This is a genomic window from uncultured Thiodictyon sp. (genome assembly GCF_903828115.1).
Taxonomy (GTDB): Bacteria; Pseudomonadota; Gammaproteobacteria; order Chromatiales; family Chromatiaceae; genus Thiodictyon.
In genome coordinates, this window is the sequence record NZ_CAIKKU010000897.1 from 1 (window position 1) to 26342 (window position 26342).

Consider the following 26342-nt stretch of genomic DNA (forward strand, 5'->3'; position numbering starts at 1 on the left):
CGTTGTCGTTGTCGTAATCGAACAATCCGATCACGACAACGACAACGACAACGACAACGACAACGACCCGCACAGCGGACCCGGGATCTCGGTCACCACATCCGTTCTGATCGCACCCGTCGTTCCGTTCCGATCCTGTTAATCCTGTTAATTTTCGTCAGGCCACTGGAACCATGAGAAGTGACTCATAACGCCGGGCCAGGATCCACGGGCTCCGACTGGCCGCCGACTGCCGCGCTGGAGGCGATCCGGGCGCGGGCCGCCATGCTGGCGCGCATCCGCGGCTTTTTCGCGGACGCCGGGGTCCTGGAGGTGGAAACGCCCATCGCTTCGCGTTGCGCCGGGTCCGATCCGGCCCTGGACAGCCTGCACACCCGCTGGCACGGCCCCGGCCATGCCCGGGGTCTGCCGCTGTATCTGCATACCTCCCCCGAGTTCCCCATGAAGCGCCTGCTGGCCGCGGGGACCGGTCCCATCTATCAGATCTGCAAGGTCTTTCGCGACGGCGAGCGGGGCCGCCTCCACCACCCGGAGTTCAGCCTGCTGGAGTGGTACCGGCCTGGCTGGGGTTACCGGGACCTGATGGACGAGGTGGCCGTCCTGGTGCGGCTGGTGCTGGGGCGTCCCGACCTGCCCTGTGAGCGCCTGACCTACCGCGGGCTCTTTCGCGAGCGGCTGGGTCTCGATCCCTGGGCGACGGACCTGCCGCAACTCGCGGACTGCGCCGCGGCGGCCGGGATCGGTGGTGCCGCGTCCCTGGCATTGGACCAGGACGGCTGGCTCGACCTGCTGCTGACCCACTGCCTGGAACCCGGCCTGGGCGCCGGGCGCCTGACCTTTCTCTGCGACTATCCGCCGAGTCAGGCGGCGCTGGCCCGCCTGCGCCGGGATCAGGTGCCGGTGGCGGAGCGTTTCGAGGTCTATCTCGAGGGGGTCGAACTGGCCAACGGCTTCCAGGAGTTGACCGATGCCGCCGCCCAGTCGGCACGCCTGCACGCGGACCTTGAGACCCGCCGCCGCCAGGGTCGCGACCGCCCGCCGCTCGACCGCTCGTTCCTCGCCGCCCTGGCCGCAGGGCTCCCGGAGACCGCCGGCGTCGCCCTGGGCCTGGACCGGCTGCTGATGGCGGCGTTGGGTGTGCGCGAGATCGACGCCGTCCTGGCGTTCCCGGTGGAGCGGGCCTAGAACCACATTCCGACCTATCTTGCGACCATCCTAAGCCCCGCAGGGGCGTGACATAACAGCCCAGGGCAACGCCCTGGGTTGACGGCATATTTCAGCCCAGCCCTGAAAGGGCGTGACATAACGGCGGAGCGCCTTATGTCACGCCCTTTCAGGGCTAAGCCAATCAAATGGTGCTATCCCAGGGCGTTGCCCTGGGCTGGTATGCGCGACCCCGTTGGGGTCGGTGCGCAAGACTAAGGTGCAACGGGGTACCAGGTTCCAGGGAGGCCAAGGCAGTTTGCGCGGTCGGTCGCGGCTGAAGCCGCTCCCACCGGGGTCCGGCCTGACTTGCACGGTAAAGGTCCGCGCAGCGGACCCTACCCGCCGAAGGCCTTCTGGAGCGCGCTGAGGTCCACTGACTCGACATACTGCTGCACCGCCGTGCCGTCAGGCAGGCCACTGCCCTTGCCCTGGATCAGGATGCGGTTGCCGATCATGAGTGTCACCTCATAGTCGCTGGACTGCGGGTCGTGCTTGATGAGGCCCTGCTGGCCCTTGAAGGCGTAGGGCTTGGAACCGGGATCGGCCTGCATCATGAAGGGCGAGGCCAGGAACATGGTCAGCATCGGCAGCAGGGGGGAGTCCGCCGTCACGGTGAGCTTGACCTCCCCGCCCTCCGGGCGGAAGTAGCGCCGGGTCAGGTTGGTGCCGGTAATCATGCTGGCAATACCGGGCGTCTCGGACTGGGCGGGATCGGCCTGCCAACCGGCCAGGGGCGCCGGCAGCAAGGTCAGCAGGCGCGCAGTCTCCTGCTCGCGGATCTTGGCGATCACGAAATTGAGGCTATTGACGGCGTTGCGCAGGTCGCCGGCGTCGTAGGCCTCGCGGGCGGCGGCGAGTTGGTCGGTCACCTCGTCGGCGCGCGCGGCGGGCACGAGGATCAGGAGCGCGGCGAGTGTGGCGAGTGCGGCGTTGCGTCGGGCGGCGAATTTCATCGGGGGTCCTCCGGTGGGGTCCTGGTGGCGCTTCATTATGGCGCCGACCGGCCGGCGGCGCCCGGATTTTGAACCCATGGCCCGGGGGCGGAGCGCTCGGCATCAGGGCCGCGGCGCCGGCTGCTGGCGCAGCCGCGACTCTGTCTTTATCATGACTGGGCCTGATCACCCTGATGCCTGGTCGCTGACCCGGCGGGCCGGGCTCCGGTGCGAGCCCCGGCCGGCAACACGGACGGACCACGATGCCCCAAGACAGCCACCCCCCAGATGCGACGGTCTTTTTCTTTGGTTGCGACGCGCCCCTGCGCGCGACGCTGCAAGCCTGCGCGGCCGCGCACGCGCTCGCTCTGATGAGTGTCCAAACCGTGGCCGGCCTGATGTATGCGGCGGCCATCCGCACGCCGCGGGTCCTGATCCTGCAAACCGACGCGCTCCCGCCGGGGCGTTCGCTTGCGGCCATTCTGGAGCGGCTGGAGGAGGCCGCGGGTACCTGTCCGCGGTTGATCCATCTGGCGGCCCAGCCGCAGTCCCCCGGGATCTCCGCCGCCTCCGGCCGCGCGACCAGTCCGGCGGCGTTCGCGACCTTCCAGGCCCCGTTCGACGCGGCGCGCATCTGGGCCCGGGTCAGCGACGCGCTGGCGCAGCGCAGCGCCCGCGTGCGGCGCGTCCTGGTGGTGGATGCGGCGCCCGCGGAGGGGGATGAGATCGTCGCCGCCTTGAGTGCCGCCGGCCTGCTGGTGGAGCGGGTGGCGGACCCGCAACGGGCGATGGCGGCGCTGGAGCAGACACCAGCGGACCTCATCGTCCTGGATCTCAATCTGCCCCAGGATGCCACCCGGGCACTGACGGCCGCGATTCGCCGCGACGAGTCGCTCGGTGACGTGCCGATCATCTTCCTCGCCGCGCCGATTGGCGCGAATCAGCAAGGAGAGGTGCTGCGCCTGGGCGGGGACGAGTATCTGGCGCGCCCGGTGGTGGGCGAGCGGCTGGTGACGGCGGTCGTCGAGCGTCTCGCCCAGTGCGCGGCCGCCCCTGGCCCGGCGCCCGACACCGCGGGGGAGGGTGCCCCGGTGCTCAGCCGCACCCAGTTGATCAAGCGCCTGGACGGCGCCATCCTCGATCGCGCCACGCCCGCGGAGGCGCAGGCGGTCCTGTTCATCCGGGTCGATGACACCCCGGCACGCGGACGCCTGGATGCCGCCGGGTTCGACGCGGTCTGTCCACTGATCATCGAACTGGTCCGCCGGTGCGCGGGCGCGGCCCAACGCGGCGTCTGTCGGCATGACGACGGCGTCTGTGCCTGGGTGCACTGCCCATCCGAACCGCAGATCATGGACCTGGCCGCTGCCATCCGCGCGGGTGCGGCGGCCCTGGCCCTGCCGCCCGGTCTTACCCGCGTCACCTTGAGCATCGGGATCGGCTCCTTCGAGCCCCCGGCGGACAATGCACTCAGCCTGATCTCGCGCGCCTGGGCCGCTGCCGAAGAGGCCTGCCGGGCCGGCGGTGATCGCGTGCTGCGGCGGCGAGACCTGGAACCCCCGGCGCCACCCGGCGACGACACCGCCGACGAACGGTCCCTGCGCCTGGTGCGGGACGCCCTGGACGGGTCAGGTTTTCACTTGGTCTACCAGCCCATCCTGTCGCTGCGCAAGTCCCATCGGGAACGCTACGAGGTGCTGCTGCGGCTGCGCACGCCCCAGGGCGAGATCCTGCCGCCCGCGGCCTTCCTGCCGGTGGCCGCCCGGCACGGACTGCTCCCGGCAGTCGACCGCTGGGTCCTGCGGCGGGCGCTGGAGACCTTGCGCCGCGAGCGCGACGCCGGCCGCCCGACCCTGCTGGTCATCTTCCAGTCGGGCGCCAGTCTGGCCGAGCCCGACTGGATCGACTGGGTCAGGGCCGAGGTCCTGCGACTGGACCTGATCCGCCAGCGGCCGGTGCTGGAATTCAACGCCCAGGATGTCCTTGCCGCCGAGGACCAGGCGCGGGTCCTGTTTCCGGAGCTGGGTCGACTGGGGATCGAGGTCTGTCTGGCCGGTGTCACCGACCGCGAGGACCTGCTCGGCCTGATCGCCCGCCGCCCGATCGGCACGGCCAAGCTGGCGCGGGACCTGATCGGCCGGGCGCGGGGCGCAGCGTTCAAGTCCTTGGTCGAGGCCCTGCACCGGCGGCACGCCCGCGTCATCGCGGCGGGGATCGAGGACCCGGAGACGATCGGGCGCCTCTGGTCCAGCGGGGTGGACTACCTCCAGGGCAACTTCATCCAGTTCCCCGAGGAGACCTTGAATTTTCAGTTCCACGCGGGGGTGGTCGAATGAAACTGCTGGCGCTCGACACCTCCGGGGAGGCCTGCTCGGCCGCCCTCTATCTGGATGGTACCAGCCGGCAATGCCTGGAGCTGGCCGCGCGTCGGCACGGGGCCCTGATCCTGCCCATGATGCAGTCGTTGCTCGACGGCGCCGGGATCGGCCTTAAGGCCCTGGATGCGATCGCCTTCGGGCGCGGACCCGGGTCCTTCACCGGCGTGCGGATCGCGGTGGCGGTGGCCCAGGGGGCGGCCTTCGGCGCGGGGCGGCCGACGGTACCGGTCTCCACCCTGGCCGCCCTGGCGCAGGGGGAGTTCCGGCGCAGCGGACGGCGGCGCCTGCTGGCGGCCCTGGACGCGCGCATGGGGGAGGTCTACTGGGGCGCCTACGAGGTCGGAGTCGATGGTCTGGCAGCGGCCCGCGGCGCTGAATTGGTGTCTGCGCCGGGGGCGGTCCCGGTACCGGCGGGGGAGGGCTGGTGCGGGGTTGGGCCCGGGTGGGAGCGCTATTGCGAGTTACTCACGCGGCGCGTGGGCGCGGGGCTCGCGCAGGTCTCGAGCGATGGGGTCTGTGAGGCCCGGGACATCGCGCTGCTCGCCGCGGCGCAGGCGCGGGCGGGGCAACTGGTCCCGGCGGAACTGGCCCGCCCGGTCTATCTGCGCGACCGGGTGACGCACGTTCAGATCTCCGCGCCGGCGGCGCCAAGTGCGCCGAGCAGCATCGGGCGCCTCCCGCATTGCTGATCGTCAATCGGGGGTCCGATCAAAACTGATGTGGTGACCGAGATCCCGGGTACATTGTCGTTGTCGTTGTCGTTGTCGTTATCGAACAATCCGACCACGATCACGACAACGACGCCCGGTCCGTGGGAACGTCCGGTAGCTGTAGGCGCCATGGTGTCAGCCTTTGGCGTACCGCCATTCCTCACGTTTGACTCTTATTTACCAACAACTTGGCGGATATTTTAGGAACCAGAGGATGATCCCGACCAACCCGTTCGGCCCCGCTCCATCGGCCCCACACGCAGACCCCGAGCGCACCCGGGAGGCGCGCCGCCGGTTGGAGTCGATTTTCGCCGCGGCCCTCCAGGCGGTGGACGGACGGGCGGCGGTGCGACGCGCCCTGGGGTCCGCCGCGCCGTCGGCGCCCTACTGGCTGATCGCCATCGGTAAGGCCGCTGCCGCCATGACCCTGGGCGCCCTGGATTGCCTGGGGTCGCAACTGCTCGGTGGACTGGTGATCGACAAGGCCCCACCGCCGGACCCCCGGCCCTTCGCCGCCTGCGGCATCGAGGTCTTGACCGGCGGTCATCCGCTGCCCACGGCCGCCAGCATCCAGGCCGGCCAAGCACTGCTCGCCGCGCTGGCCCGCACCCCGCCCGACGCGACGCTCTTGTTCCTGATCTCCGGGGGGGCCTCCAGTCTGGTGGAGGTCCCGATCGCCGGGCTGGATCTCGCGCAGTTGGCGCGGCTCAATGGCTGGCTCTTGGGCAGCGGCTTGCCGATCGGCCCCATGAACCGGGTGCGCACGGCGGTCTCCCGCATCAAGGGCGGCGGACTCCTGGCGGCCCTGCCGCAGCGGTCCCTGCGGGTGCTGGCGATTTCCGACGTGCCCGGGGATGACCCGGCGGTGATCGGCTCCGGGCTCCTGGTCCCGGCGCCCGGGCTGGAGGCGGCGGTCGCGGCGCTCGAGCTGCCGCCCTGGGTGCGGGCCTGGGTGGATCGCGGGCTCCTGGGGCGCGCGGCGCCGACGCGCCCCGGCCCACCCATCGAACTGGTCGCGACGCTGGCCCTGGCCCGGGCCGCCGCGGCGGAGGCGGCCCGGGCGGCCGGACTGCCGGTCCGCGTCCACCCGGAGTTCCTCGCCGGGGACGCCGCCGAGCGGGGGCGGGAGCTGGCCCGCCAGGTCCGCGACGGCCCCCCCGGGCTCCAGGTCTGGGGCGGCGAAACCACGGTGCGCCTGCCCGCGCGGCCGGGACGGGGCGGACGCAATCAGCACCTGGCCCTGGCCGCCGCCCTGGAGCTTGCGGGCCGCCCGGACTGCCTCCTGCTCGCCGCCGGCACCGATGGCAGCGACGGCGCGGGGGCCGATGCCGACGCCGGGGCACTGGTGGACGGCGGGACCCTGGAGCGGGCGGCCCTGGATGGATACGACGCGGCCGACTGTCTGCGCCGCGCCGACAGCGGCCGCCTGCTCGCCGCCGCCGGGGACCTGATCCACACGGGGCCGACCGGGACCAATGTCATGGACCTGGTGCTTGGGCTGCGGTGGTGATCGGTGGAAAATTGGCCTCGAGATGGATCGTACCCACCGTGCCGTCACCATAATAACCGTCCCCACCATGGGTCTGGATATTGCCCACCGGCAGGCTCAGCGCGCCGCTGTAGCGAATGCCGATGCGCCCGCCGCCGCCGCCGACGTGGTTACCGCCGCCGGTGGTGCCGCCACTGGCCGTGATCAGCCCGCTGCCGGTCAGGTCGCCGGTACGGATATTGACCGTGCCGCCGGACCCTTCGCCTGAGATCGAGCCGGTGGAGAGACTGCCATCGGCGCGGATCGCCCCGTCGTTCTCGATGGCCCCGGCGGTGATGAAGACCCGGCCGCCGCCGTCGCCGCCCGTCCCGCCCCAGGCGCCACCGCCGCTGCCCAGGTCCGCGGGGTCGGTCGGGCTGCCATAGACGCCGTTGGTTGCCCCGCCGGCCCCGCTGTAATGGCCACCGATGCCGCCGTAGCTCCCGCCGTTACCCCGCTGGGCGCCGGAAGCGAAGTCCAGGGTATACGCGGTCTCGCCCAGCCCCCCCTTGTTGCCCCCAAGGTACCCGCGGCCGGTGACGTCGATCCGTCCGGTGGTGTCGATCTCCAGCCGCCCAGCCTCGATATCGAGCATCGGCGCATAGGTAGTCGTGGTCTCCGGATGCGTCATCAACCCATGCTCGGTGATGCGCAGGGTATCGGTGATCGTCAGCCGATCCCCGAGATCCAGATGACCGGCCCCGCGCAGCGTCAGATTGGTGTAGCGATAGTCGCCGATATAGCCCTTGCCCACAGCCGCCACATCCATGAAGTCCACACCGTTCTCGTTGGGGGTCTCCACCACGATCTCGGTCTCCGAGTTGGAGAGGATGGTGAAGGACTCCGCATGCTCAAGGTCCGGGTTGACCCTCAGGCCTACCAAGGCGTTGGTCAGCAGGGGTATCACACCATCGGTGGTCAGGCTATCGGCCGTCACCGCCGCCGTCACCCCCGGTCCCATCAGCGAGAACGGGGTGCCCGTCGGAGAACTGACGCTCGTGTCGTTGTCGTCAATGATCAACTCATCCACACCGCCGATCTTCAGATAGACGGTCCCGGCCCCGCCGCGGGTGTTGTCGTAGTAGCCCCGCCCACGCCAGGCGCTGATCGCCCGCAGGCCGGCGAAGGCGTCGGTGCCGTCCACCGCGTCCGCGTCGATGGCCACCCGCCCGCCGCCGCCGCCGGTATGGTTGCCGCCATTGGTGGTGCCGCCGTTGGCGGAGATGCTGCCGGCACCGGCCAGGTGCGCAGTAGTGATCCACACCGAACCGCCGGCACCCTCGCCCGAGGCGCTGCCGCCGGAGAGGCCGCCGTCGGCGCGGATGGCTCCCTCGACGATGACCGAGTCGCTCGCCTGGATGCGGACATAGCCGCCGCCGTCACCGCCGCCTCCGGCCCAGGCGCCGCCACCGCCGCCGAGCCGGTCCGGCCGTGCGGGATCGCCATAGACCGGACTTGCGTCTCCGCTCGCACCGCTGTAAGAGGCACCGAGCCCGCCGTGACTGCCGCCGTGGCCGCGCTGGGCGCCGGCCGCGAAGCCCAGGGTGAGGGCCGTCTCGCCCAGTCCTGACTTGTTACCCCCAAGGTACCCACGACCCGTCACATCGATGGCACCACCGGGCTCCACGACGACCCGCGCGGCCTGAATCTGCAGCCCGGCCTCAAGACCGCTGCTATGGGTCAGGGTGGCATTGGCGCCGATCGACAGGGTTCCGAGCACATGCAGTCCCGCATCGGCCATCACCCGGGCGCCGCTGCGCAACACGATGTTGTCGAAGGTCAGACCGCCCGGGATGGTGACCGTGTCGGCCGGCTGGGCGAGCCCCAGCCCGTCGATGGTCAGGTCGCCATAGGTCTGACCCGCACCCTTCAGGTAGAGGGTCCCATGACCGCCGTCACCAAAGTAGCCATCCCCACCACGGCTCTGGATATTGACCTGCGGCAGGCTCAGGGTACCGCTGTAGCGGATGGCGATCCGTCCGCCGCCGCCGCCGGTGTGGTTGCCACCACCGGTCGTGCCGCCATTGGCCGTGATCAGCCCGTTGCCAGTCAGGTTCCCGGTACGGATGTTGACCGTGCCGCCGGACCCCTCACCTGACGCCGAGCCGCTGGAGAGGCCGCCATCGGCATGGATCGCCCCCGCGTTGTGGATTGCCGCCGCGGTGATGAAGATCCGGCCGCCGCCGTCGCCGCCCGCCCCAGCCCAGGCGCCGCCACCGCTGCCGAGGTCCTGCGGGTCGGTCAGGCTGCCATAGAGTGGGTTGGCCGCGTTCCCGCCGGACCCGCTGTAATGGCCGCCGAGTCCGCCGTAGCTGCCGCCGTTGCCTGGCTGGGCGCCGGTCGTGAAGCCGACGGTGTGCGCGGTTTCCCCGAGCCCGGCCCGGTTCCCGCCCAGATAGCCTCGACCCGTTGCGTCGATGCGCCCGGTGGCGTCGATCTCCAGGGTGCCGACCTCCAGGTCCAACACCGCCTCATAGGTCGCGGTGGTCTGCGGGTGCGTCAGCAGGCCGTATTCGCCAATGCGCAGGGTATCGGTGACCGTCAGCCGATCCCCCAGTTCCAGATGACCGCCGCGGCGCAGACTCAGGTTGGTGTAGCGATAATCGCCCGCGTAGCCCTTGCCCACCCCGGCGACGTCCGCGAAACGGACGCCATGCTCGTTGGGCGTCGCGACCCGGATGCTGTCGGTGCCGTTGGCGAGGATCGCGAAGCTCTCGCCCTGATCGAGGTCCGGGTTGACCCTCAGCCCCGCCAAGGCATTCGGAAGGAGCGGCAGGATGCCGTCCGTGGTGAGGGTATCCGTGGTCGCCGCCCGGGTCAGGCCAGGCCCCATCAAGGGCAAGGGGGTCCCGGTCGCCGCCGTGGTCGTGGACTCGTTGTCGTCGATGATCAGGTCTTCGACTCCGCCGATCTTCAGATAGACGGTCCCGGCGCTGCCGCGGGCGCTGCCGCCGGTGTCGTCGAAGTAGCCCCGCCCACGCCAGGCACTGATGGACCGCAGACCGCCAAAGGCGTCGCTGCCGTCCACATAGTCGGCGTAGACCGCCACCCGCCCACCGCCGCCGCCGGTATGGTTGTAGCCGCCGGTGGTGCCGCCGTTGGCGGAGATGCTGCCGGCCCCGGCCAGGCGCGAGGTGGTGATCCACACCGAACCGCCGGCACCCTCGCCCGAGGCGCTCCCGCTGGAGAGGCCGCCATCGGCGCGGATGGCCCCCTCCACGATGACCGCCTCGCTGGCGACGATCCGCAGAGAGCCGCCGCCGTCGCCGCCGGCCCCAGCCCAGGCGCCGCCGCCGCTGCCGAGCCGATCCGGCCGCCTGGGATCGCCATAGACCGCGTTGGTGTTCCCGCCCGTGCCGCCGTAATGGCCGCCGCGACCGCCGTGACTGCCGCCGTTGCCCGGTTGGGCACCGGCCGCAAAGCTCAGAGTGTGTGCAGTCTCGCCCAGCCCCGCCTTATTTCCCCCAAGATATCCGCGGCCCGTCACGTCGATGGCACTGCCGGACTCGACGATCACGCGCCGCGCCTCGATCTGCAGACCGGCCTCGCTGGCGGTGGGACTGGTGAGCAGCGAATTGTCCCGCAGGCGCAGGGTCTGCGCGAGCTTGATCGGTTCCTGGACGATCACCCGCGCCCCGTTCTGCAGGGTGATGGCATCCAAAGTCTGGCCGGGCGGAATGATGAGGTCCGTGAAGGGCGAGTTGGCCCCTTGCCCGTTGAGCACCAGTTCACCGCCGGCCTGCCCTTCTGCGAGCAGGTAGACGGTGCCATCCGCCCCGTCCCCGTAGTAGCCGTCGCCGCCCTTTGCCGTGATACCGGCCAGGTTCAGGGTGCTGATATCCAGAGAGCGGATGGCGACGCGCCCGCCGCCGCCGCCGGTGTGGTTGGCCCCGCCGGTGGTGCCGCCGTTGGCCGTAATGGTCCCATTACCGGACAAGGTGCGGGCCGCCAGATTGATGCTGCCGCCGGAACCCTCGCCGGAGGCCGAGCCGCTGGAGAGACCCCCGTCGGCCCGGACCGCGCCATCGACCGCAAGGTTGATGGCCGAGAGCAAGACCCGCCCGCCGCCGTCGCCCCCGGCACCGCCCCAGGTGCCGCCACCGCTGCCCAGGTCGACCGGGTTGACCAGATTACCGTTGACCGGGTTCGGCACAGCGCTTCCGGAGCCGCTGTAATGACCGCCGAGACCGCCGTAACTGCCGCCGTTGCCCGACTGGGCGCCCGCCGTGAAGCCGACGGTGTGAGCGGTGCCGCCGCCGATCCCGGCCCGATCGCCGCCGAGATAGCCGCGTCCGACTACATCAAGGCGGCTGGTCGCGTCGATGCTCAGGGTCCAGACCTGCACGTGCAGGCCGAAGGCTTCGGTTTGCGTGGTCTCACGGTGGGTGAGGACAGCGTCGTTCAGGAGTTCGACATTATGGAAGGTCCGGTCGCCGACCAGGGTCAGGGTGGCGCCCTGGACGCGGACGTTGCGCCCGTCGAAGGCGGCGTCGGCGATCTCGGTATCGCTGGTGATCAGCAACACCGCGGCGCCGGTGGCAAAGGTGGCCGTGACGCCCGCGTCCCCGACCGGAGCGCCCTGGGTATCCGTGGGCAGGGCCTCGCGGTTGCCGGCCAGGTCCACACCGACGGTGGCGAACTCATAGTTGCCGTCGCCGCCCATGCGGGTCGCGTCGAAGGCTATGCTGCCGGTCGCACCGCCGGGGGACGGGAACTCCCCGTTGCCGGTGCCGTCCGCGCCGGTGTAGCGGTTGAAAGTGCCAAGCCCATTGCGGCGGAACCACAGTTCCACATGCGCCAGGTCCGTGAGGCCTTCGGTGATCGTGTAGCTGACTTGGGTCGAGGCGCCGGTGCCGGGGGCCGAGGCCGCCGTCGCAACCGTTGCGGGCGGCGTGATGTCGGCCCCGGTCAGGATCACGTCCACCGGGATCGCCGCCCCCTCATTGCCGGCCGCATCGCTGGCAAAGGCCAGCAGCCGTAGTTCGGTGCCGAGGGTGCCGGGCGGCACGGTGAGCGTGAAGGTGGCGCTCGCCGGGGTCGCGGCCGGCTGCACCTGGGACTGATCGGCCAGGGTCAGGGCGCCGGTGGTGGCGACACGGAGCGAGGCTACGCCCACCGCGTCTGCCGCGGTGACCTGCACCAGGATGTGGTCGCCGAAGTTGTACGGGGTCTGCGGCGCGGGCGCGGTGATCGACACCGTTGGCGCGGTCTGATCGACCACGGTCAGCGTCACCACCGCGACCGGGGCACTCTGGCCGCCGGTGTCGGTGGCCGCGGCCTCCAGACGCAGGGTGCTGCCGATGGCCGCGGTGCCCGGCACCGTGAAACTGACGCTGCGCACGGCGTCGTTGGCGGCCGGGCTGACCGCGACCTGGCGGCTGTCGCTGACGGCGCCGCTGGCCGTGATCGTGATTCCTGTAACACCGCCGACTGCGTCCTGGGCACGTACCGTGACGCCGATGACGGCGCCGGGTTCGACCTGACCGCCGGTGGCCGGGGTCAGGATCGCCACCGTCGGCGGGGTATCCGCGGCGCTGTCGATGGTCACCGGCACCGCGACCGGCGGCAGACCACCGGCGGCGACATACATCAGCGTGGCGCCGTTGTTGACCGCCAGGACCAGGCCGGTGCTGGTCACCGTGGCCAGCGCCGCATCGGCGCTGGAGAAACTGGCCTGGCCGGTCAGGTTCTGGGTCGAGCCGTTCGAATACTGGCCCGTGACCGCGAGTTGGGCGGTCGCACCGATGAAGCTGAACCCGACCGCCGCGGGTGTGACCGCGATGGACTGCAAGGTCACGATGTTCACCGTGACCGGCACCCGCGCCTCGCGACCCCCGACGGTGACAACGACCTCCGCGCTCCCATTGCCGACCGCGGCGACCCGACCAGCGGCGTTGACCGTGGCGACGCTCGTGGCCGTGGATCTGAAGGCCGCGCCCGCGGTCAGGTCGGCGCTACTGCCGTTGTCGTACTGGCCGCTGACCGTGACCTCGCCCAGGGCCCCGGCGCTGGTGAAGGCGAGGCTCGCCGGGGTCGCGCTGATCGAGACCAGTTGCGGCGGCGTTGGCACCGTCGCCTGGGTCGCGTCGCTCGGGTTCGGGGAGGTGGCCAGGTTGAAGGCCACGGCGGTGAGCCGGTCACCGGGCGCCGCGTCGATGAGGGCGCTGAACAGCCCGTCGGCGTCGGCGTTGACCTGGGTCGCGAAGGCCGTGGTCTGGTTGGTGATGGTGACCCGCGCACCGGCGACGCTCTGGCCGCTGACGCGCACCTGGCCGGAGACCAGCGGTTCCGGGGCATTCAACACCGGCGTCGGCGGCGGTGCGCCGGCGGGCGGGGCGACGACGACGAACGCCAGATAGGAGCCCGGCGCGGCGGGGTCGTTGCGGACGCCGACCCCGTTGGTCGCGAGCACCACCAGCCGATGGTTGCCGGGTGCGAGCCCGCTGGTGTCGATCTGCACCCCGGTGCCGGCGATGGCGAGGGGCTGGGGCAGGGCCGGGTCGTCCAGATACACCTGGGTCGCGGTGATGCCAGTCCCGTCCTCGACCGCGATGCCGACGGTCAAGGACTCCCCGGCCACGATCTGTTGGCCATTGCCGGCGCCGGGGAAGCGGATGGTCGGTGGTGTGTCGTTGCTGCCGACCGCGAACGCAAAGGCCGCCGCACCGGTCTGTCCCAGGCCATCGGTGGCGACCGCGCGGACGCTGTGGGACCCCGCCGGCAGGTTCAGCGTGCCGAGTATCGCCTGGAACGGCGCCGTCGTGACCGTCCGCCATGGCGCCGGGGCGCCGTCGAGGAAAAACGCGACCTCGCGCACGCCGGCGCTGACCACCGTCGGGGTCAGATCGATTGAAATGCCCTGGGGCACCGGCTGGGTCGGGGGCGTCGGCAGGGTGACTGTCGGCGGCGCCGCGTTCGCCGCGAGCAGCAGGGCCAGGGTTGCATCCCGGGCATTGCCGGCGCCGTCGTAGGCGGTGACCAGCAGTTGGTAGTCATGGCCGGGGATGAGGTTGGTCGAGTCGATCGCGAAGATGAACGGCGGCAGATCGCCGGCGAACACCGAGCGCTGGTCCATGAGTTGGTAGAGCGCGCCGGGCACGCCCAGGTCCTTGATCCGCGCCTCGACCCGCACGATGCCGCTGCCCTGGTCCGCGGCATAGGCGTTGATCCGCACCACCTGACCCGGAATCACATGGCTCGGGTCCGCCGGCGGGGCCACCGACAGCGTCAGTTCCGGCGGCGTGACGTCGCCATCGCCAGTACCTGTGGTGGTAAAGTTGCTGCTCCATGGGTTGGTCATCGCGAGGCCGTCGGCGTCCACCACGTCCGTGGTGATGACGACCGTGTACTCGGTATTGCCCGCCAGGGCCCCGATGATGGGCTGCCAGACGACGACGGTGCGCTCATTGAGGGTGTCGAAGCGAAGCGTGCCCGGGATCAGGTCGCCGCCGCTGGTGTAGACGTTGAAGGCGCCGGCCGGCCCGGTGGTAATCGACGCGGTGCGCATCATTTGGCTGAAGAACGCGACCACCGGCGACTCACCGCCAACGCCGGTCATGTTGGCCGAGGGCAGCACGCTGACGGCCGGGGTGCCGTCACTGTTGCTGCGCACCGGCGGGAACTCGCCAACCAGGCAGCCGATGGTCCCCACCACGACGCGCAGACTTAAGTTCTGGTCCGCCGCGGCCATGCAGGTGGTGATATTGCCGGAGCGCAACGGGCGCACGGTAAAGACCTGGGTCGTGCTCTCACCGGGCAGCAGATGGCCGAGGTTGCGCAGGTCCGCACCGGTGATTTCCGTGCAGACCGGCTCGCCAACCGGGTTGATCGCGCAGCGCAGCAGTTGGGAGTCAAAGCCGACGGCCAGATCGAGGGTCGCGTACAGGGCCGGGATGGAGTCCGTGTTGGTGATCTGCACCTCGAGTGCGTAGGGCACCCCGGCGACCACCGCATCCGGATGCACCACCTGCACGTCGAAGGTCGGCGGGCCGCGCACATCGACCGTGGTCCCGGCGCGACCGCTGAACGGGATCGGCTCCTCGATCGGGATGCCGGGGCCGGTCAGGAAACCGCCGAACTCCACCGACACCGGGCGCTCGCCGATCTCATCGCCGCGCACCACGAACTCGCGTTCGGCCTGCCCCGGCTCCTCGGCGTTACCCGGAGCAATCGCGCCAAAGGCGGCAACGCCATCGGCCGGCAGCATGCTGGTCAGCCCGCCGGTCGGGAACAGGATCGAGGCATTGACATCACTGAGCGTGAAGATGCCCGAGGTATTCATCAGCAACAGCCGAACCGAAAAGAACTCCTTCAGGGACTTGATCCGCCCCTCGATGACGATGACGCCGGGCAGCGAGATGGCGGGTTGCCCCGGCACGGCGATCGCCTGCTCGAAGACGATGATCTGGGTATCTTGAACCTTGGGGCTGCCACCGCCGTCGCCGCGCCCGGCCGGAATGGCGTAGGTCTCGTAACCGGTCTCTTCGGGCGCGACAATCGGACTGGCGATCGGCACCGACACGGGCACCGGTCGGTTGCCGATGGTTAGCACGATATTGAACACCGAGACGTTGTAGTTGGCCGGGTTGTCCAACGCGATCACGCCGTCGGCGACCAGGGCCTCGATCTGTTGCGGCGCGAGTCGCTCGGAAGTGACGCGCGACACCACCACCGAATCCAGGGAGACCTGGGTGATGACAACCGACTGCTCGGCGCGGTTGCCGTTGGCGTCCACTGCACTGACGCGGACGTTGTTGACCGCGTTGCGGGTCAGCGGCAGGTTCAGGTCGAAGCCACCGCCGGCGTCGGGCAGGGTCTGGGTCGCGCGCCCGCCGGGGCCCACGACCTCGACCTGCACCGCGGCGAGGGCCGGGGCCAGTGGCAACAGCCACAGCAGCAGCCAGCACAGCAGTGCGCGGCGGGGGGCGCTCCAGGACCAAGACATCACAGGCACTCCGGCGTTCATTGGCATCCCCCGCGACTACTCGGTAAAGACCAGTTCGACGAAGGTCGGGCCGACCGGATTCAACTCCACCGGCCAGGCATTGGTTTGACCCCGATGGCTCACCGTCACGACCACGGTGGGGGCACCACCGCCCATGGCCGGGGCGAGCAGATCCGGCACATGGAACTCGCCGTTGTCGTTGGTGCGGAAGGCGTTCTCGGGCGAGGCGTCCCCCGGCAGGGTGCCGGCCGGGGTCTCCACGTGGACCAAGGCACCGGTGAGCAGGGCGCCGGCGGCGTCCCTGACGGTGCCGGTCAGGCCGAAGTAATAGCGCCCGACCTTGCCCTGCGCCTGGGCCACCAGCAACGAGCGCCCGCGACTGTCCACCTCCACGTCGCCTGGCTGGTCCAGCCCGCTCAGGATCACGCGCCCGAAACCGCCGGGCGGGATGAAGGTCACGGTGCCGGCGTCGCTGTCGCTGACGTACTGGTTGCCGACGCTGTCCAACGCGAGCCCAGCCGGTGCGCGGATCACCGCGGTGCGCACGGTCACCGCGCCGGTCAGCGCGGGGTGGTCCGCCGACAGGATCGACTCGCCGTCGGCATCGGTGACGACCGCCTGGAAACTGTACCGACCCGGGGTGCTGCCGGTACTGAGATTGAAACTGCTCGCCGCGCTCACCGACGCCGCACTGATGGTCCCGAGGTTCGACGGCACCGTGAAGGCGACCTGGTAGAACTCCGGGTCCATCGCCACCGATGCGCCCTCGATCTGAAAGCGCAGATCAAAGTTCAGGTTGGTCTGGTAACGGCCGATGATCTGCTCCGGGAACACCCGCACATCGGCCTGCGCGAGCCGCAGTTCCCGATCCGAACCCGGCTCGACGGTGAACGTGGTCGTGGCCTCCGGCGGCAACACGAAGAAGCGCCGCACCGCGCCCTGGTAGCCGGCGGCCAGGATGCGCACCGGCTTGCCGGACGGGACGGTCAGCACCCGGCGCAGATCGCCGGCGGCACCGGCGACGTGTTCGGGCAGGATGTCCGTCTGCCAGGTCCTGGTCACGCCGCCCCCCAGCGTGACCTTCGCGGTCACGTGGATGCGGTCGATCCCGCCCCCGGCGAACAGCGTACCGGGATCGAGCTTGAGGTCGCCGGAATCGATGAGGTCAGTCAGCTCCGCGAGCAATGCCGCGGCGCTCATGCCGCTGTCGTCGATCTGCGCGTCGTTCCAGAGGTCCGGGTCGGCCATGACGGCCAGGTCGTCGGCGGTCGCGACGCCGTCGCCGTTGAAGTCGACGCGGGGGTAGACGTTCTCCAACGTCGGGGCCTGGATCAGGCGGTCGCCGTTCAGGTCCCGCTTCAGGCTGTCCAGCGGGCCGTCCAGGAAGGCCCCGCGGGCCTGGACCTGCAGCAGCGCATCGCGGAAGCGGCGGAAGTCCGCCATGTCGATGCGCCAGGTCGGCGCCGCGGGGGGCGCGATGCCGCTGCCGTGGGCGTCCGCGGTGACGAGCCGGTCATTGCCGTCCAGGCTGCCGTCGTCGATGTTGACCAGGGCCTTCTGGACCCACTTGCGCTTGCCGGGGTCCGCGGCGCGGATGCTGTCGATGTAGACCATGGCCGCAAAGGCATCGATGGCCGGGGCCGCCCCACCCCCGCCACGGCTGGTTTGGCGCAGACACTCCAGCACCTGGGCGGTGGTGAGTTCCGGGTCGACGGACAGCAGCCACGCGACCAGACCGCTGACATGGGGTGCGGCCATGGAGGTGCCGCTGAACTCGGCATAGCCGCTGAAGCGACTCGCGCCGGTGGCCACCTCATCGGCAAAGGTGCCGTCCGGCTTCTCCCACAGGGGCACTGAACTGAGCACATCCACGCCGGGGGCGCTGAAGTAGAACTGCGCACCGACCATGTCATTGGCGATGCCGGAGAATTCGGCGCGAATGATGTTTGCCCGGTTATCGGTCTTGTCCAGGGCCTCGACGACAATGACGTTGTTCGTGCCGTTATAGGCGGCCCAGGCCATGGGGCTGTTGTACTGGGCGCTGATCACATTCCATTGCGCGGCCCGGACCGGAATGTTCGGGTCATCAAACTGAGCCGGATCGGAGTGGAGTTCGCCGGCCAGGTCCCAGCGGTCATTGCCCGCGGAGACCACAAACAACACGTTGCGGACGGATTCCGGGTGCCGCGTCGGGTCCGCCCACCAGGCCACGCGCCGGGCAATCTTGCCCTGAGCCTCCACAAAGGCGCGGATCACCGGATTGTTGTCCGGCGTCGAGGGCACACGGGTCACGCGTATCTCACCACCGGCGGCGGGGTCCGGCTGACCGGAGAACAGGGCCGGCAGATAGTAGTCACCGGGGTCGGTGTAGTTACCATCCCCGTTGCCATCGTAGCTCCAGTTCTTGCGGCCATTCCTCTTCCAGTTGTAGCCCTGGCTGCTGTTGATCACCCGCACATCCGGGCGGGCCTGGATGAGGCGGCGCATCTGCCCATAAAGCATGTCCCCGAGGCTGGTGAAAAACGTCCCCCAAGTGCCCATGCCGATGCCACCGTTGCTCGGCTGACTGGCAATCACGGCGAACGGCGAGGCGCCGTCGATCCCCTTGCCGTCGCCCCAGGTGGCGGCGATGGTGCCGGCCACATGGCTGCCGTGGCCCTCGGTGACGGCCGAGTCAGTCGCGCCCTCCCAAATGACTGCGCCGCTGAGGTCCGGGTGGATGCGAAAGGTGCGGGTATCCGACAGGCCCACCTCGATGCGGCGGTCGAACTTGCCCACATGCGCCTTCAGGTTCCAGACCTGCGGGAAGTTGGCGTATTCCAGCCCCCAGTTGCCGCGGGACGGGGCCAGGGTCCAGTCCCAAATGAAGTCCGTTGCGAAGTCGTAGACCTGTTTCTCACGCAGTACCTTCAGCGTGCCGGGCGTGGCCGGTGGCAGCGCCGTGGCGCTGATCAGCGCATCGTGGGCCACCGCCTCGACCGTCGGCAGCGCCGCCAGCGTCGCCACGAGGGCCCGGATCGCGCTGTGATCGTTGCTGTCCGGGATCTCGATATACGCCGTGCCGATGGCCGGGAGGCCGCCCACCACCCGGGCGTTGGCGGCGGCCGACGCGGTGAGCACCGGGCCGACGCTTGCCCCCTCGCGCAGCATGACCATCAGCCGGGTGCGGGAGACGGGCTGGAAGATCTCGGGCTCCACGCTGAAGTGGGCCGGGTCCGCCGGGGTCAGCGGCAGGTCCGGCACGCCCCCCGCCGGGTCGATCAGCCGCACCTCGGCAATCGCCTGCACCGCCGGATTGGCCACCGCCCGCACCGCGACCCGCACCACCGGTTCCCGCGGCAGGGTGTCCGACGCCTGGTAGATCGCCGGGTTCCCCTGGGTGATGGTGCCATGCACCGCGTCGCCGCCGTCGCTGCCGGCCACGCTCCAGACCAGCGCCGACGGGCCGCCGGCGACCAGGGCAGTGAACGGCGCGGTCCGTTCCAGCGGCAGATTGACCGCCGTTGGGGTCAGCGTCAGGGTCAGCGGGGAGACGATGAACGGCTCCGCGGTGGTCGCTTCACCCTCCGCGGTCAGAACCCGCAACGGGTCGGTCGTGGCGCCCGCCGGAATGGTCACCCTGACCTCCTCGTCACTGCCGCCTTGGACCTCCAGGGCCAGATTCCCGATCCTGACGTCCAGCGTCTCGGGTGCCAGGTTGGCACCGACCAGACGGACTTCGGTGCCCGCCGGGCCGCCCGTGGGGCTGAAGTAGTCGATGACCGGCGGCGCGGCGGCCGTCAGCGATGCGCAGAGGGCGAGCAGCGCCAGCAGCGCGCCTTGCAGGGGGGTACGGATTCGCCTGATCATCGCGCTTACTCCGGCTCGAACAGGGCGTCGAGGGTCGGCACGCCGTCGGTGAAACGCAGCACGCGCCAGCCGTCCAGCAGGAACAAACGGCCCTCGCCGTCAAAGGCCATGTCGATGGCCCGCCCGGCGGAGTGCTCGTCGGGTGGGATCGTCGCCCAGATCTGGCCGACCCGCCGGAACGGATCCCAGGGCTGGTTGACCGGCACCCGTTTGATCTGCATGGTCGAGTTGTCGACGATGTAGAGATCCTCCGCGACCGGGTCGGCGGCGCGCCGGATCACCATCGGCCCGGACAGGGTCGGCCGCGCGAACATCAGCATCTGGCTGAAGTAGTTGATGCTGCCGGTGAAGGTCCGCGCCCCGTCCGGTTGCGCGAAGCGGAACAGGCGCCCGCCGAAGGCGTCCTCCGAGGCCGGGTTGGCCGCGTAGAGGTTGCCGAGGCTGTCGATGGCGAGCCCCGCCTGGACGATCAGGCGCCCGTCGCGCAGCGAGGCCTTGAAGCCGGCGTCGGCGAAGCGGATGCGGCTCGCCCCGCGGGTACCGACACCACTGCCGGGGGCGATCAACTGGTAGAAGGCGCCGAGTTCGGCATCGCTGTAGTAGGCGATGTCCCGCTCCGGGTCCGGGTCCACCTCGATGCCGTCCAGGGTCACCGAGAAGTCGAGCGGCCCCAGGTACAGGGATCGCGGCGCCGAGAAGTCGCTCATCAGGCGTCGCGCCCCGAAGGCGAATACGGACTTGGCGCCGGCGAAGCTGGCCGGCCACCAGTCCCCGCCCGGTCCGCCGACGTCCGGGTCGACGCCTTGGTAGCGGGTCGCCCGCAGGGAATAGAAGCTGGTGCCGTCCGGCGGATCCGGGTCAACCAGCAGCAGATCGTCGCCGCCGTCGAAGCGACCGCGGGCCACCAGTTCCGGCACCTGGTCACCCTGGAAGCGATAGAGATCGTAGACGAAGGTCTGACCGGGCCGGGCGGGGTCGTCGCCGGTGCTGCGCCGGAAGGCGGCCTTGACCAGCGCGGTGCCGTCCTCCTGGGTCTCCAGGTCCAGCCCGGTCAGCAGCGGTGCGGCCGGGACATGGAGCGCGACATTGGCGTTGATCATCGCCGCATGCATCTCGTCGATGGCCGGGCCGGCCAGGAATGTCGGCGCGGCCAGCGTGCCGAGCAGCGAGCCGCTGGACATCATCATGCCGCCCAGCATCACCGACACCGCCGCCTCGGCCATGCCGACCTGCACCTGGCCCTGGATCACGCCGTCCTTGGAGGTGAAGAAGTTGCGCCAGAAGCGGGTGAAGGGCCGATTGGCGGACGGGAACGACGGTGACGCGGGCAGCACCTGCGCGAGCAGGATCTGTTCGAGCACAGGCGCGTCCGTCGCAATGGTCGGATCGTAGCGGGTGGTCTGCGCCGCGAGCATGGTCCCGGCCAAGCGGCCGAGCAGACCGTTCTCGCGCAGGTGGACATAGGTGAACAGGCTGTTCAGCAGCAGGTGCGACTGCAACGCGTTCAGCCGGGTGTAGGGCGACAACACCGGGGCCTGCGGCAGCAGCGTGCGCCCGCTGTTGAAGACCAGCACCGCCAGGGCATTGCCGGGCGCGGTCGGATCCTGCCAGGCGGCATCGACCTCCGCCCGCAGGCCGGCGAGCCATTCACCGAGGTCCGGCGGCCCGCTGCCGGTCCAGCGGAAGCCGGCGGACAGGCCGTACAGCAGCGCCTGCAGGGACAGGCCCTCGCCGCGGCTGAGCGCATCGGTCAGTGCGCTGATCCCGGTGTCGGTGACGGACACCAGGCCATCGCCGGTGAGTGCGGGGTTCAACTGGTTGCCGTAGGCGTCGCGCACACCGGCCTCGTCGCCGCCGGCCAGCAGCATGGCCTCGGTGATCAGGCCACGCAGCCGGGCCGGGTCGAGGACGGTCGCCGGGTCGCCGAGCCCGCGCCCGAGGATGCTGAGGGTGCTGATGGACGGCGCCGAGGTCGGGTCGAACACGGTGGCCGCGGCGTCCAGGGCACCGACGGCCACCGGCAGGCCGATCCGGGTCTCCACGGTCTGGCTCAGGAACCGCCGGTTCGGGGCGTTGACGATGAGCTGGTAGGTGCCGGGCGGCATGCCGGTCAGCGTGAACCGCCCGTCGGCGCCCAGGGCGACCTCGAAGTTCGTCCCGGACAGGGCCACGGTCCCGGCAGTGACCGGTGCGCCGCTGTCGGGGTCGCGGATCAGGCCGGTGATGGTCGTGCTGCCGGGCTCCACCGTGAAGGCGTTCACCGACACCGCGACCGCGCCACCGGTGACGATGCGCGGCGCACGTGGTCCGGGGTTGGCAGCCGGGTCGATCCGGATGCGGGCGACCGCCAGGTTCGACGCCAGCACCGTCAGGGATTCCACAGTGATGCCGGCGCCGGCCTCCAGCCGGCTCTCGCCGGCGACGAAGGCGGTCGCGTAGCGGCCGTCCGCGGCGCCGGAGAACTGGACGTCCAGGGTCGCGCCTTGGGGTGCACTGGTCGGCACCAGGCCGGTGATGACGCCGGCCCCCGGCGACGGCAGCGGCGGCAGGCCGCCGGGGGCGTTCACGGTCCCGAGCACCCGCTGGGTAGTCTGGAACGTGGGCGATCCCACCGGCGCCACCTGCAGGACCAATTCGCGGGCCTGGCCGGTGCCGGCCTGGGTATCGGTGACGGTGATTGTCAGGGTCGCGGGTCCGGTGGTCACCTTGCCGTCGGTGGCGGTGAGGTCGATCCGGTACTCCCCGGCCTGATCATAGTCCGGGGCGAAGGTCAGCACCCCCGCCGCCGCGGCGAAGACGGCGTTGACCGGCAACGCGTCGGCGGTGATGCGCACCGCATCGCCATCGAGGTCACTGGCGCTGATCGGCAGGTTCAATACGGCACCCTCGGCAACCGTCGCCGTCACGGGCAGGTCCAGCACCGGCGCACGGTTGGTGTCGCTGACCTCTACCCGCACCGCGGCAGTGCGGGTGTAGCCCTCCGGGTCGCGGGCGGTGAACGTCAGGTAATGGGTGCCCTGCTGGGTGTAGTCCGGGCTGAAGCGCAGGCGGCCGGTCGCGACCGGACCCGGGGTCGCGTCGAAGCGGGCATTGGTCAACGGCGGAGCCGCGGTGAGGGTCACGACGCCGCCGTCCGGGTCATTGGCGCTGACCGGAATCTCCAGCGTCCCGCCCTCCGCGATGTTGTGGTTCGGCACGATGGTCAGGGCCGGCGGGCTCGGCGGCGGGGCCTGGGTCACGGTGACCCGCACGGTCGCCGGGGCGCTGTCCTGGCCCTGGTTGTCGGTGACGACGAGCGTGAAGGTATGGCTGCCCGGCGCGAGGGGCAGGGTCGGATTCACGACGTCGCCCGGGTCCGGCGCGCCGGTCCAGCGCCAGGCGACGACGGTGCCATCCGGGTCCGTCGACCCACTGCCGTCCAGGGTCACCGCGACAGTGCTGCCGTCCCAGGGGACGACGGCTGCGATCGCAGCCCCGGCGTCGGCCCGCGGCGGCTGGTTTGGCGGCGGCGCCGGAATCTCCCGCTCCAACCGCAGCGTCGCCACCAGTTGCCCGCGCCCGCCGCTGAATTTGAGCTGGCGCTTGTGCGTGGCACCAGCGGCGAAGGCCGCGCCCTGGCCGGTCAGCAGGCCGTAGAAGGGCTCGTTGGCGGCGGTGGCACCCATCGGTTCCAGCGCGGTCTTGTTCGCGCTCGCGACCACCAGCCGGTACTGACCGGGCAACGCGGTGCGCCCGGTGTTGGACACCGAGACATCGAGCAGAAAGGTCTGGGTGCGGCTGTCCAAGACGGGCCGCGCCTGGGTGATCTTAAACGCCGAGTCAGTGACCGGCAGGAACTCGGCCGCGGCAGGTGTTGCCAGGGTCAGCAGACCGAATACCAGGCCCAGCGCCGCGAACCACCCGCGGGGCCCGTTACGTTGCGTAGAAGGGTTGCAGGTGGCGGTGCGGGGCATGATGGCGTCCTTCGGTTAGAGGGTCGCGAGCGGGCGACCGGCGCGATGCCAGTCGGCGCGGCGGGCGAGCAGGCCGAGGCCCGGCAGCAGCAGCATCAGGGTTGGCGGCAGCGGCACCGCGGCTCCGGTAATTGCGATATTGCCGATGGCGAACCAGTCCTGTGCGACCACGTCGCCATCCTGTAACAGGAACTCGAGCAGGACGGACTGGCCGGCGAAGGCGCCGATACCGGTAGTGGCGGTGCCCGCGCCGGTTGGCGCACTCGTGTCGAAGGGTGGTTGGGGGAACAGATCAATGTGGTCGCTGAAGTTCGCGAGCCACAGCAAAGCCTGGACGAAGTCGGAGGGTTGCGGATCGCCGGCGGTCAGCGCCCATTGGTAGTCGAAGCTAAGTGTCTGGGCACTGGGGTCGAGATCGAAGGACTGGAACAACGAGACTTGGTCGTAGCTGTCGTTGTTCGCGAGCTTGGCGAAGCCACCGCCAATCAACGTGAACTGGGGTCCGGTCGGCGGATCGACCGTACTGCTCGCCCCAGTCGCGGTGGCGAGGACCGCGCCCGTCCAGCCGTCGAAGTTTGCAAAGGCGCCGTTGACGAATGGCCCGGCCCAGGCGGCTGACTGCGTCAGCCCCAGGCACAGCGCCGCCGCTGATAAAAGATTGATTACGCTTCGCATAATGCTCACCAGGGTTGCGCTGCGCCACCGCGGCGGGGACTGCCGAAGCGGTCGAAAATGCTCCCTTCCGTGTCCCTATCTTACAATTTTTTACAGTAGAGGGAGTCGAAAGTCAAATGATCACACCGGGATGCAGCAATTCCCGCTCGCCCGCCGCGTGGTCGGCCAAGGCGGGCACGCGGCGGCAGAGCGAAGAGGCAGGCGACGGTCAGGGGCTGACCGTCGTGCCGGAGGTCGGCCAGCGTCGGGTGGCCCGCCAGGGCGAACTCCAGTACGACAACGACAACGACAACGACGCCCGGTCCGTGGGAACGTCCGATAGCTGTAGTACGCATCGCGTACCCGGCTCCGGCGGTCGCCGCAGCTTCGCGCGTCTTGCGCTGTATCGGAGGCAAAACTGGTGTAGATTCACGCGGCACCTACGGTCGGATCGACCCGACCGGCGCAAGCCTCGACCCCCGGTCCATCGGCGGCAGTGTCCGGGGGTCCGGGGCCTGCACCAGCCCGCGCCGTCCGCCGCCGGCCGCACCCAACACCAGGCCACCCGCGCCAGGAGCCCCATGCAGCAGATCACGCAACCCCGTCTCGCCTCCACCCCAGCGCGGTCGGCCGGACTGTCCGTCGCCGCCCTGGCCGCCTTGCTCATCGCCCACCCGGGAGTCGCCATGGCCGCCGCCGACACCAACGTGAAACCCCAGGAACAGCGCATCGACGACACGGCCCAGCGCGCCCTGGCCGTGACCATCTACAACGAGGACCTGGCCCTGGTGAAGGACCTGCGCGCACTCACCCTGACCCAGGGGGAGAACCGGCTCGCCTGGCGCAATGTCTCGGCCCAGATCCGCCCCGAGACCGCCCTGCTGTCGGAGACCTCCGGGGCCCTGCCGATCAGTCTGCTGGAGCAGAACTTCGACTTCGACCTGCTCACCCCGACGAGCCTGCTCAAGAAGTATCTGGGCCGCAAGGTCCAGGTCATCCGTGCCAACGATGCGGGGGAGCGCACCACGGAGGACGCCACCGTGCTCGCGGCCAACGACGGCGTGGTGCTGCGCTATGCCGACCGCATCGAGACCGGCGTGGTCGGGCACCTGGCCTTCCCCGACCTGCCCGCGGACCTGCGCGACCAGCCCACGCTGGTCCTGCACCTGGAGTCGGAGAAGGCCGGCAGCGGCAATTTCGAGCTGTCCTATCTCACCGGCGGCCTGGGCTGGAAGGCGGACTATGTGGCGGATCTTGCCGGCGACGGCAAGAGCATGGATCTCAGCGGCTGGGTGACCCTGACCAACGCCAGCGGGGTGGCCTACCGCCGCGCGCAGGTGCAACTGGTGGCGGGGGAGGTCAACCAGGTCCAGCCGGTCCCGCAGGCCAGGATGATGCGGGCGGACATGGCGATGGCGGCCCCGGCCCCGATGCCGCAGGAGGAGGCCCTGGACCAATACCACCTCTATACCCTGCCGCGCCCCACCGACATCGGCAACAATCAGACCAAGCAGGTGGCGCTGCTCTCGGCCCCGCTGGTGCCGGTGACGCGCGAGCTGCTGGTGCGGGGCCAGCCCTATTTCTACCAGGCGCAGTCCAGTGACGGCTGGACCAAGCTCGCGGTCGCCTCGACCATGAGCTTCCTCAATAAGGGCGGGAGTCTGGGTATTCCCCTGCCCAAGGGCGTGGTGCGCGTCTATTCCAAGGACAGCCGCGGCAATGCCCAGTTCATCGGCGAAGACGCGATCGACCATACCCCCAAGAACGAGACCGTCACCCTCAAGCTGGGCGAGAGCTTCGACGTCACCGCCCGGCGCAAGCAGACCGAGTTCAACAAGCTCTCGGGGACCGGCCCCTACAACTACGCCTATGAGGCGTCCTTCGCCATGGAGTTGAAGAACGCCAAGCCCGACCCCGTGACGGTCAAGGTGCTGGAGGAGATCCCCGGCGACTGGAAGATCGTCCAGGAGAGTCAGCCCCACACCAAGGAGGCGTCGAATCTCGCCTCCTGGCAGGTCCAGGTCCCGGCCGAGGGGGCGGTCAGTCTCACCTGGCGGACGCAGGTGCGGCGCTGAGTCGACGGCCTTCGGGCAGGGCGGGGCATCTGCCCTCCGATCGTTGTCGTTGTCGTTGTCGTAATCGAAATCGTAATCGGAGAAGCGATGCAATTTTGGGTGCGAGAGAATCC

General features: G+C 70.1%; 10 protein-coding genes. 5 read left to right on the top strand and 5 right to left on the bottom strand.

Translation table 11 applies throughout. The annotated features are described in order from the left end of the window. Nucleotides 1–180: 180 nt before the first annotated feature. Nucleotides 181–1185: an EF-P lysine aminoacylase EpmA gene (gene epmA / locus QZY48_RS34040; protein ID WP_295439132.1), complete on the top strand. Its 1005-nt coding sequence runs from the start codon at nt 181–183 to the stop codon at nt 1183–1185. A gap of 356 nt (nt 1186–1541) precedes the next feature. On the opposite strand, the gene QZY48_RS34045 is transcribed toward epmA, so the two are convergent. Then, nucleotides 1542–2159 (bottom strand): hypothetical protein, encoded by a 618-nt coding sequence (locus QZY48_RS34045; protein ID WP_295439133.1) that lies wholly within the window; start codon nt 2157–2159, stop codon nt 1542–1544. Nucleotides 2160–2509: 350 nt separating this feature from the next. Between QZY48_RS34045 and QZY48_RS34050 the strand changes: the two genes are divergently transcribed. From QZY48_RS34050 to QZY48_RS34060, 3 genes are all read left to right on the top strand, one after another. After that, entirely contained in the window at nt 2510–4474 is a 1965-nt protein-coding gene (locus QZY48_RS34050; RefSeq protein WP_295439135.1) for an EAL domain-containing protein, read from the top strand. Further along, on the top strand, nt 4471–5205 hold the full coding sequence (gene tsaB / locus QZY48_RS34055; RefSeq protein ID WP_295439137.1) for a tRNA (adenosine(37)-N6)-threonylcarbamoyltransferase complex dimerization subunit type 1 TsaB: 735 nt from the start codon (nt 4471–4473) through the stop codon (nt 5203–5205). The genes QZY48_RS34050 and tsaB overlap by 4 nt, the downstream gene beginning before the upstream one ends. A gap of 235 nt (nt 5206–5440) precedes the next feature. Then, nucleotides 5441–6736: a DUF4147 domain-containing protein gene (locus QZY48_RS34060; protein WP_295439139.1), complete on the top strand. Its 1296-nt coding sequence runs from the start codon at nt 5441–5443 to the stop codon at nt 6734–6736. On the opposite strand, the gene QZY48_RS34065 is transcribed toward QZY48_RS34060, so the two are convergent. The 4 genes from QZY48_RS34065 to QZY48_RS34080 are packed head-to-tail and all read right to left on the bottom strand — an operon-like array spanning nt 6705 to nt 24175. After that, complete coding sequence (locus QZY48_RS34065) at nt 6705–15698, bottom strand: Ig-like domain-containing protein (protein WP_295439140.1); 8994 nt, start codon at nt 15696–15698, stop codon at nt 6705–6707. The two genes, QZY48_RS34060 and QZY48_RS34065, sit on opposite strands and share 32 nt — an antisense overlap. Before the next feature lie 36 nt (nt 15699–15734). Further along, nucleotides 15735–19547 (bottom strand): S8 family serine peptidase, encoded by a 3813-nt coding sequence (locus QZY48_RS34070; protein WP_295439141.1) that lies wholly within the window; start codon nt 19545–19547, stop codon nt 15735–15737. A 5-nt stretch (nt 19548–19552) separates the two neighbouring features. Next, the gene (locus tag QZY48_RS34075; protein ID WP_295439143.1) at nt 19553–23500 is read right to left on the bottom strand and encodes a carboxypeptidase regulatory-like domain-containing protein; all 3948 of its coding nucleotides are present in this window, start codon (nt 23498–23500) and stop codon (nt 19553–19555) included. A gap of 15 nt (nt 23501–23515) precedes the next feature. Continuing rightward, nucleotides 23516–24175, bottom strand: a complete 660-nt coding sequence (locus QZY48_RS34080; protein WP_295439144.1) for a hypothetical protein — start codon at nt 24173–24175, stop codon at nt 23516–23518. Nucleotides 24176–24291: 116 nt separating this feature from the next. Between QZY48_RS34080 and QZY48_RS34085 the strand changes: the two genes are divergently transcribed. Continuing rightward, complete coding sequence (locus QZY48_RS34085) at nt 24292–26229, top strand: DUF4139 domain-containing protein (protein WP_295439146.1); 1938 nt, start codon at nt 24292–24294, stop codon at nt 26227–26229. Nucleotides 26230–26342: the final 113 nt, after the last annotated feature.

Excerpts from the sequence above, each read along its gene's own strand:
- QZY48_RS34045 (WP_295439133.1), bottom strand. The coding sequence starts at position 2,159 with ATGAAATTCGCCGCCCGACGCAACGCCGCACTCGCCACACTCGCCGCG.
- QZY48_RS34050 (WP_295439135.1), top strand. The coding sequence starts at position 2,510 with ATGAGTGTCCAAACCGTGGCCGGCCTGATGTATGCGGCGGCCATCCGC.
- tsaB (WP_295439137.1), top strand. The coding sequence starts at position 4,471 with ATGAAACTGCTGGCGCTCGACACCTCCGGGGAGGCCTGCTCGGCCGCC.
- QZY48_RS34060 (WP_295439139.1), top strand. The coding sequence starts at position 5,441 with ATGATCCCGACCAACCCGTTCGGCCCCGCTCCATCGGCCCCACACGCA.
- QZY48_RS34065 (WP_295439140.1), bottom strand. The coding sequence starts at position 15,698 with ATGTCTTGGTCCTGGAGCGCCCCCCGCCGCGCACTGCTGTGCTGGCTG.
- QZY48_RS34070 (WP_295439141.1), bottom strand. The coding sequence starts at position 19,547 with ATGATCAGGCGAATCCGTACCCCCCTGCAAGGCGCGCTGCTGGCGCTG.
- QZY48_RS34075 (WP_295439143.1), bottom strand. The coding sequence starts at position 23,500 with ATGCCCCGCACCGCCACCTGCAACCCTTCTACGCAACGTAACGGGCCC.
- QZY48_RS34080 (WP_295439144.1), bottom strand. The coding sequence starts at position 24,175 with ATGCGAAGCGTAATCAATCTTTTATCAGCGGCGGCGCTGTGCCTGGGG.
- QZY48_RS34085 (WP_295439146.1), top strand. The coding sequence starts at position 24,292 with ATGATCACACCGGGATGCAGCAATTCCCGCTCGCCCGCCGCGTGGTCG.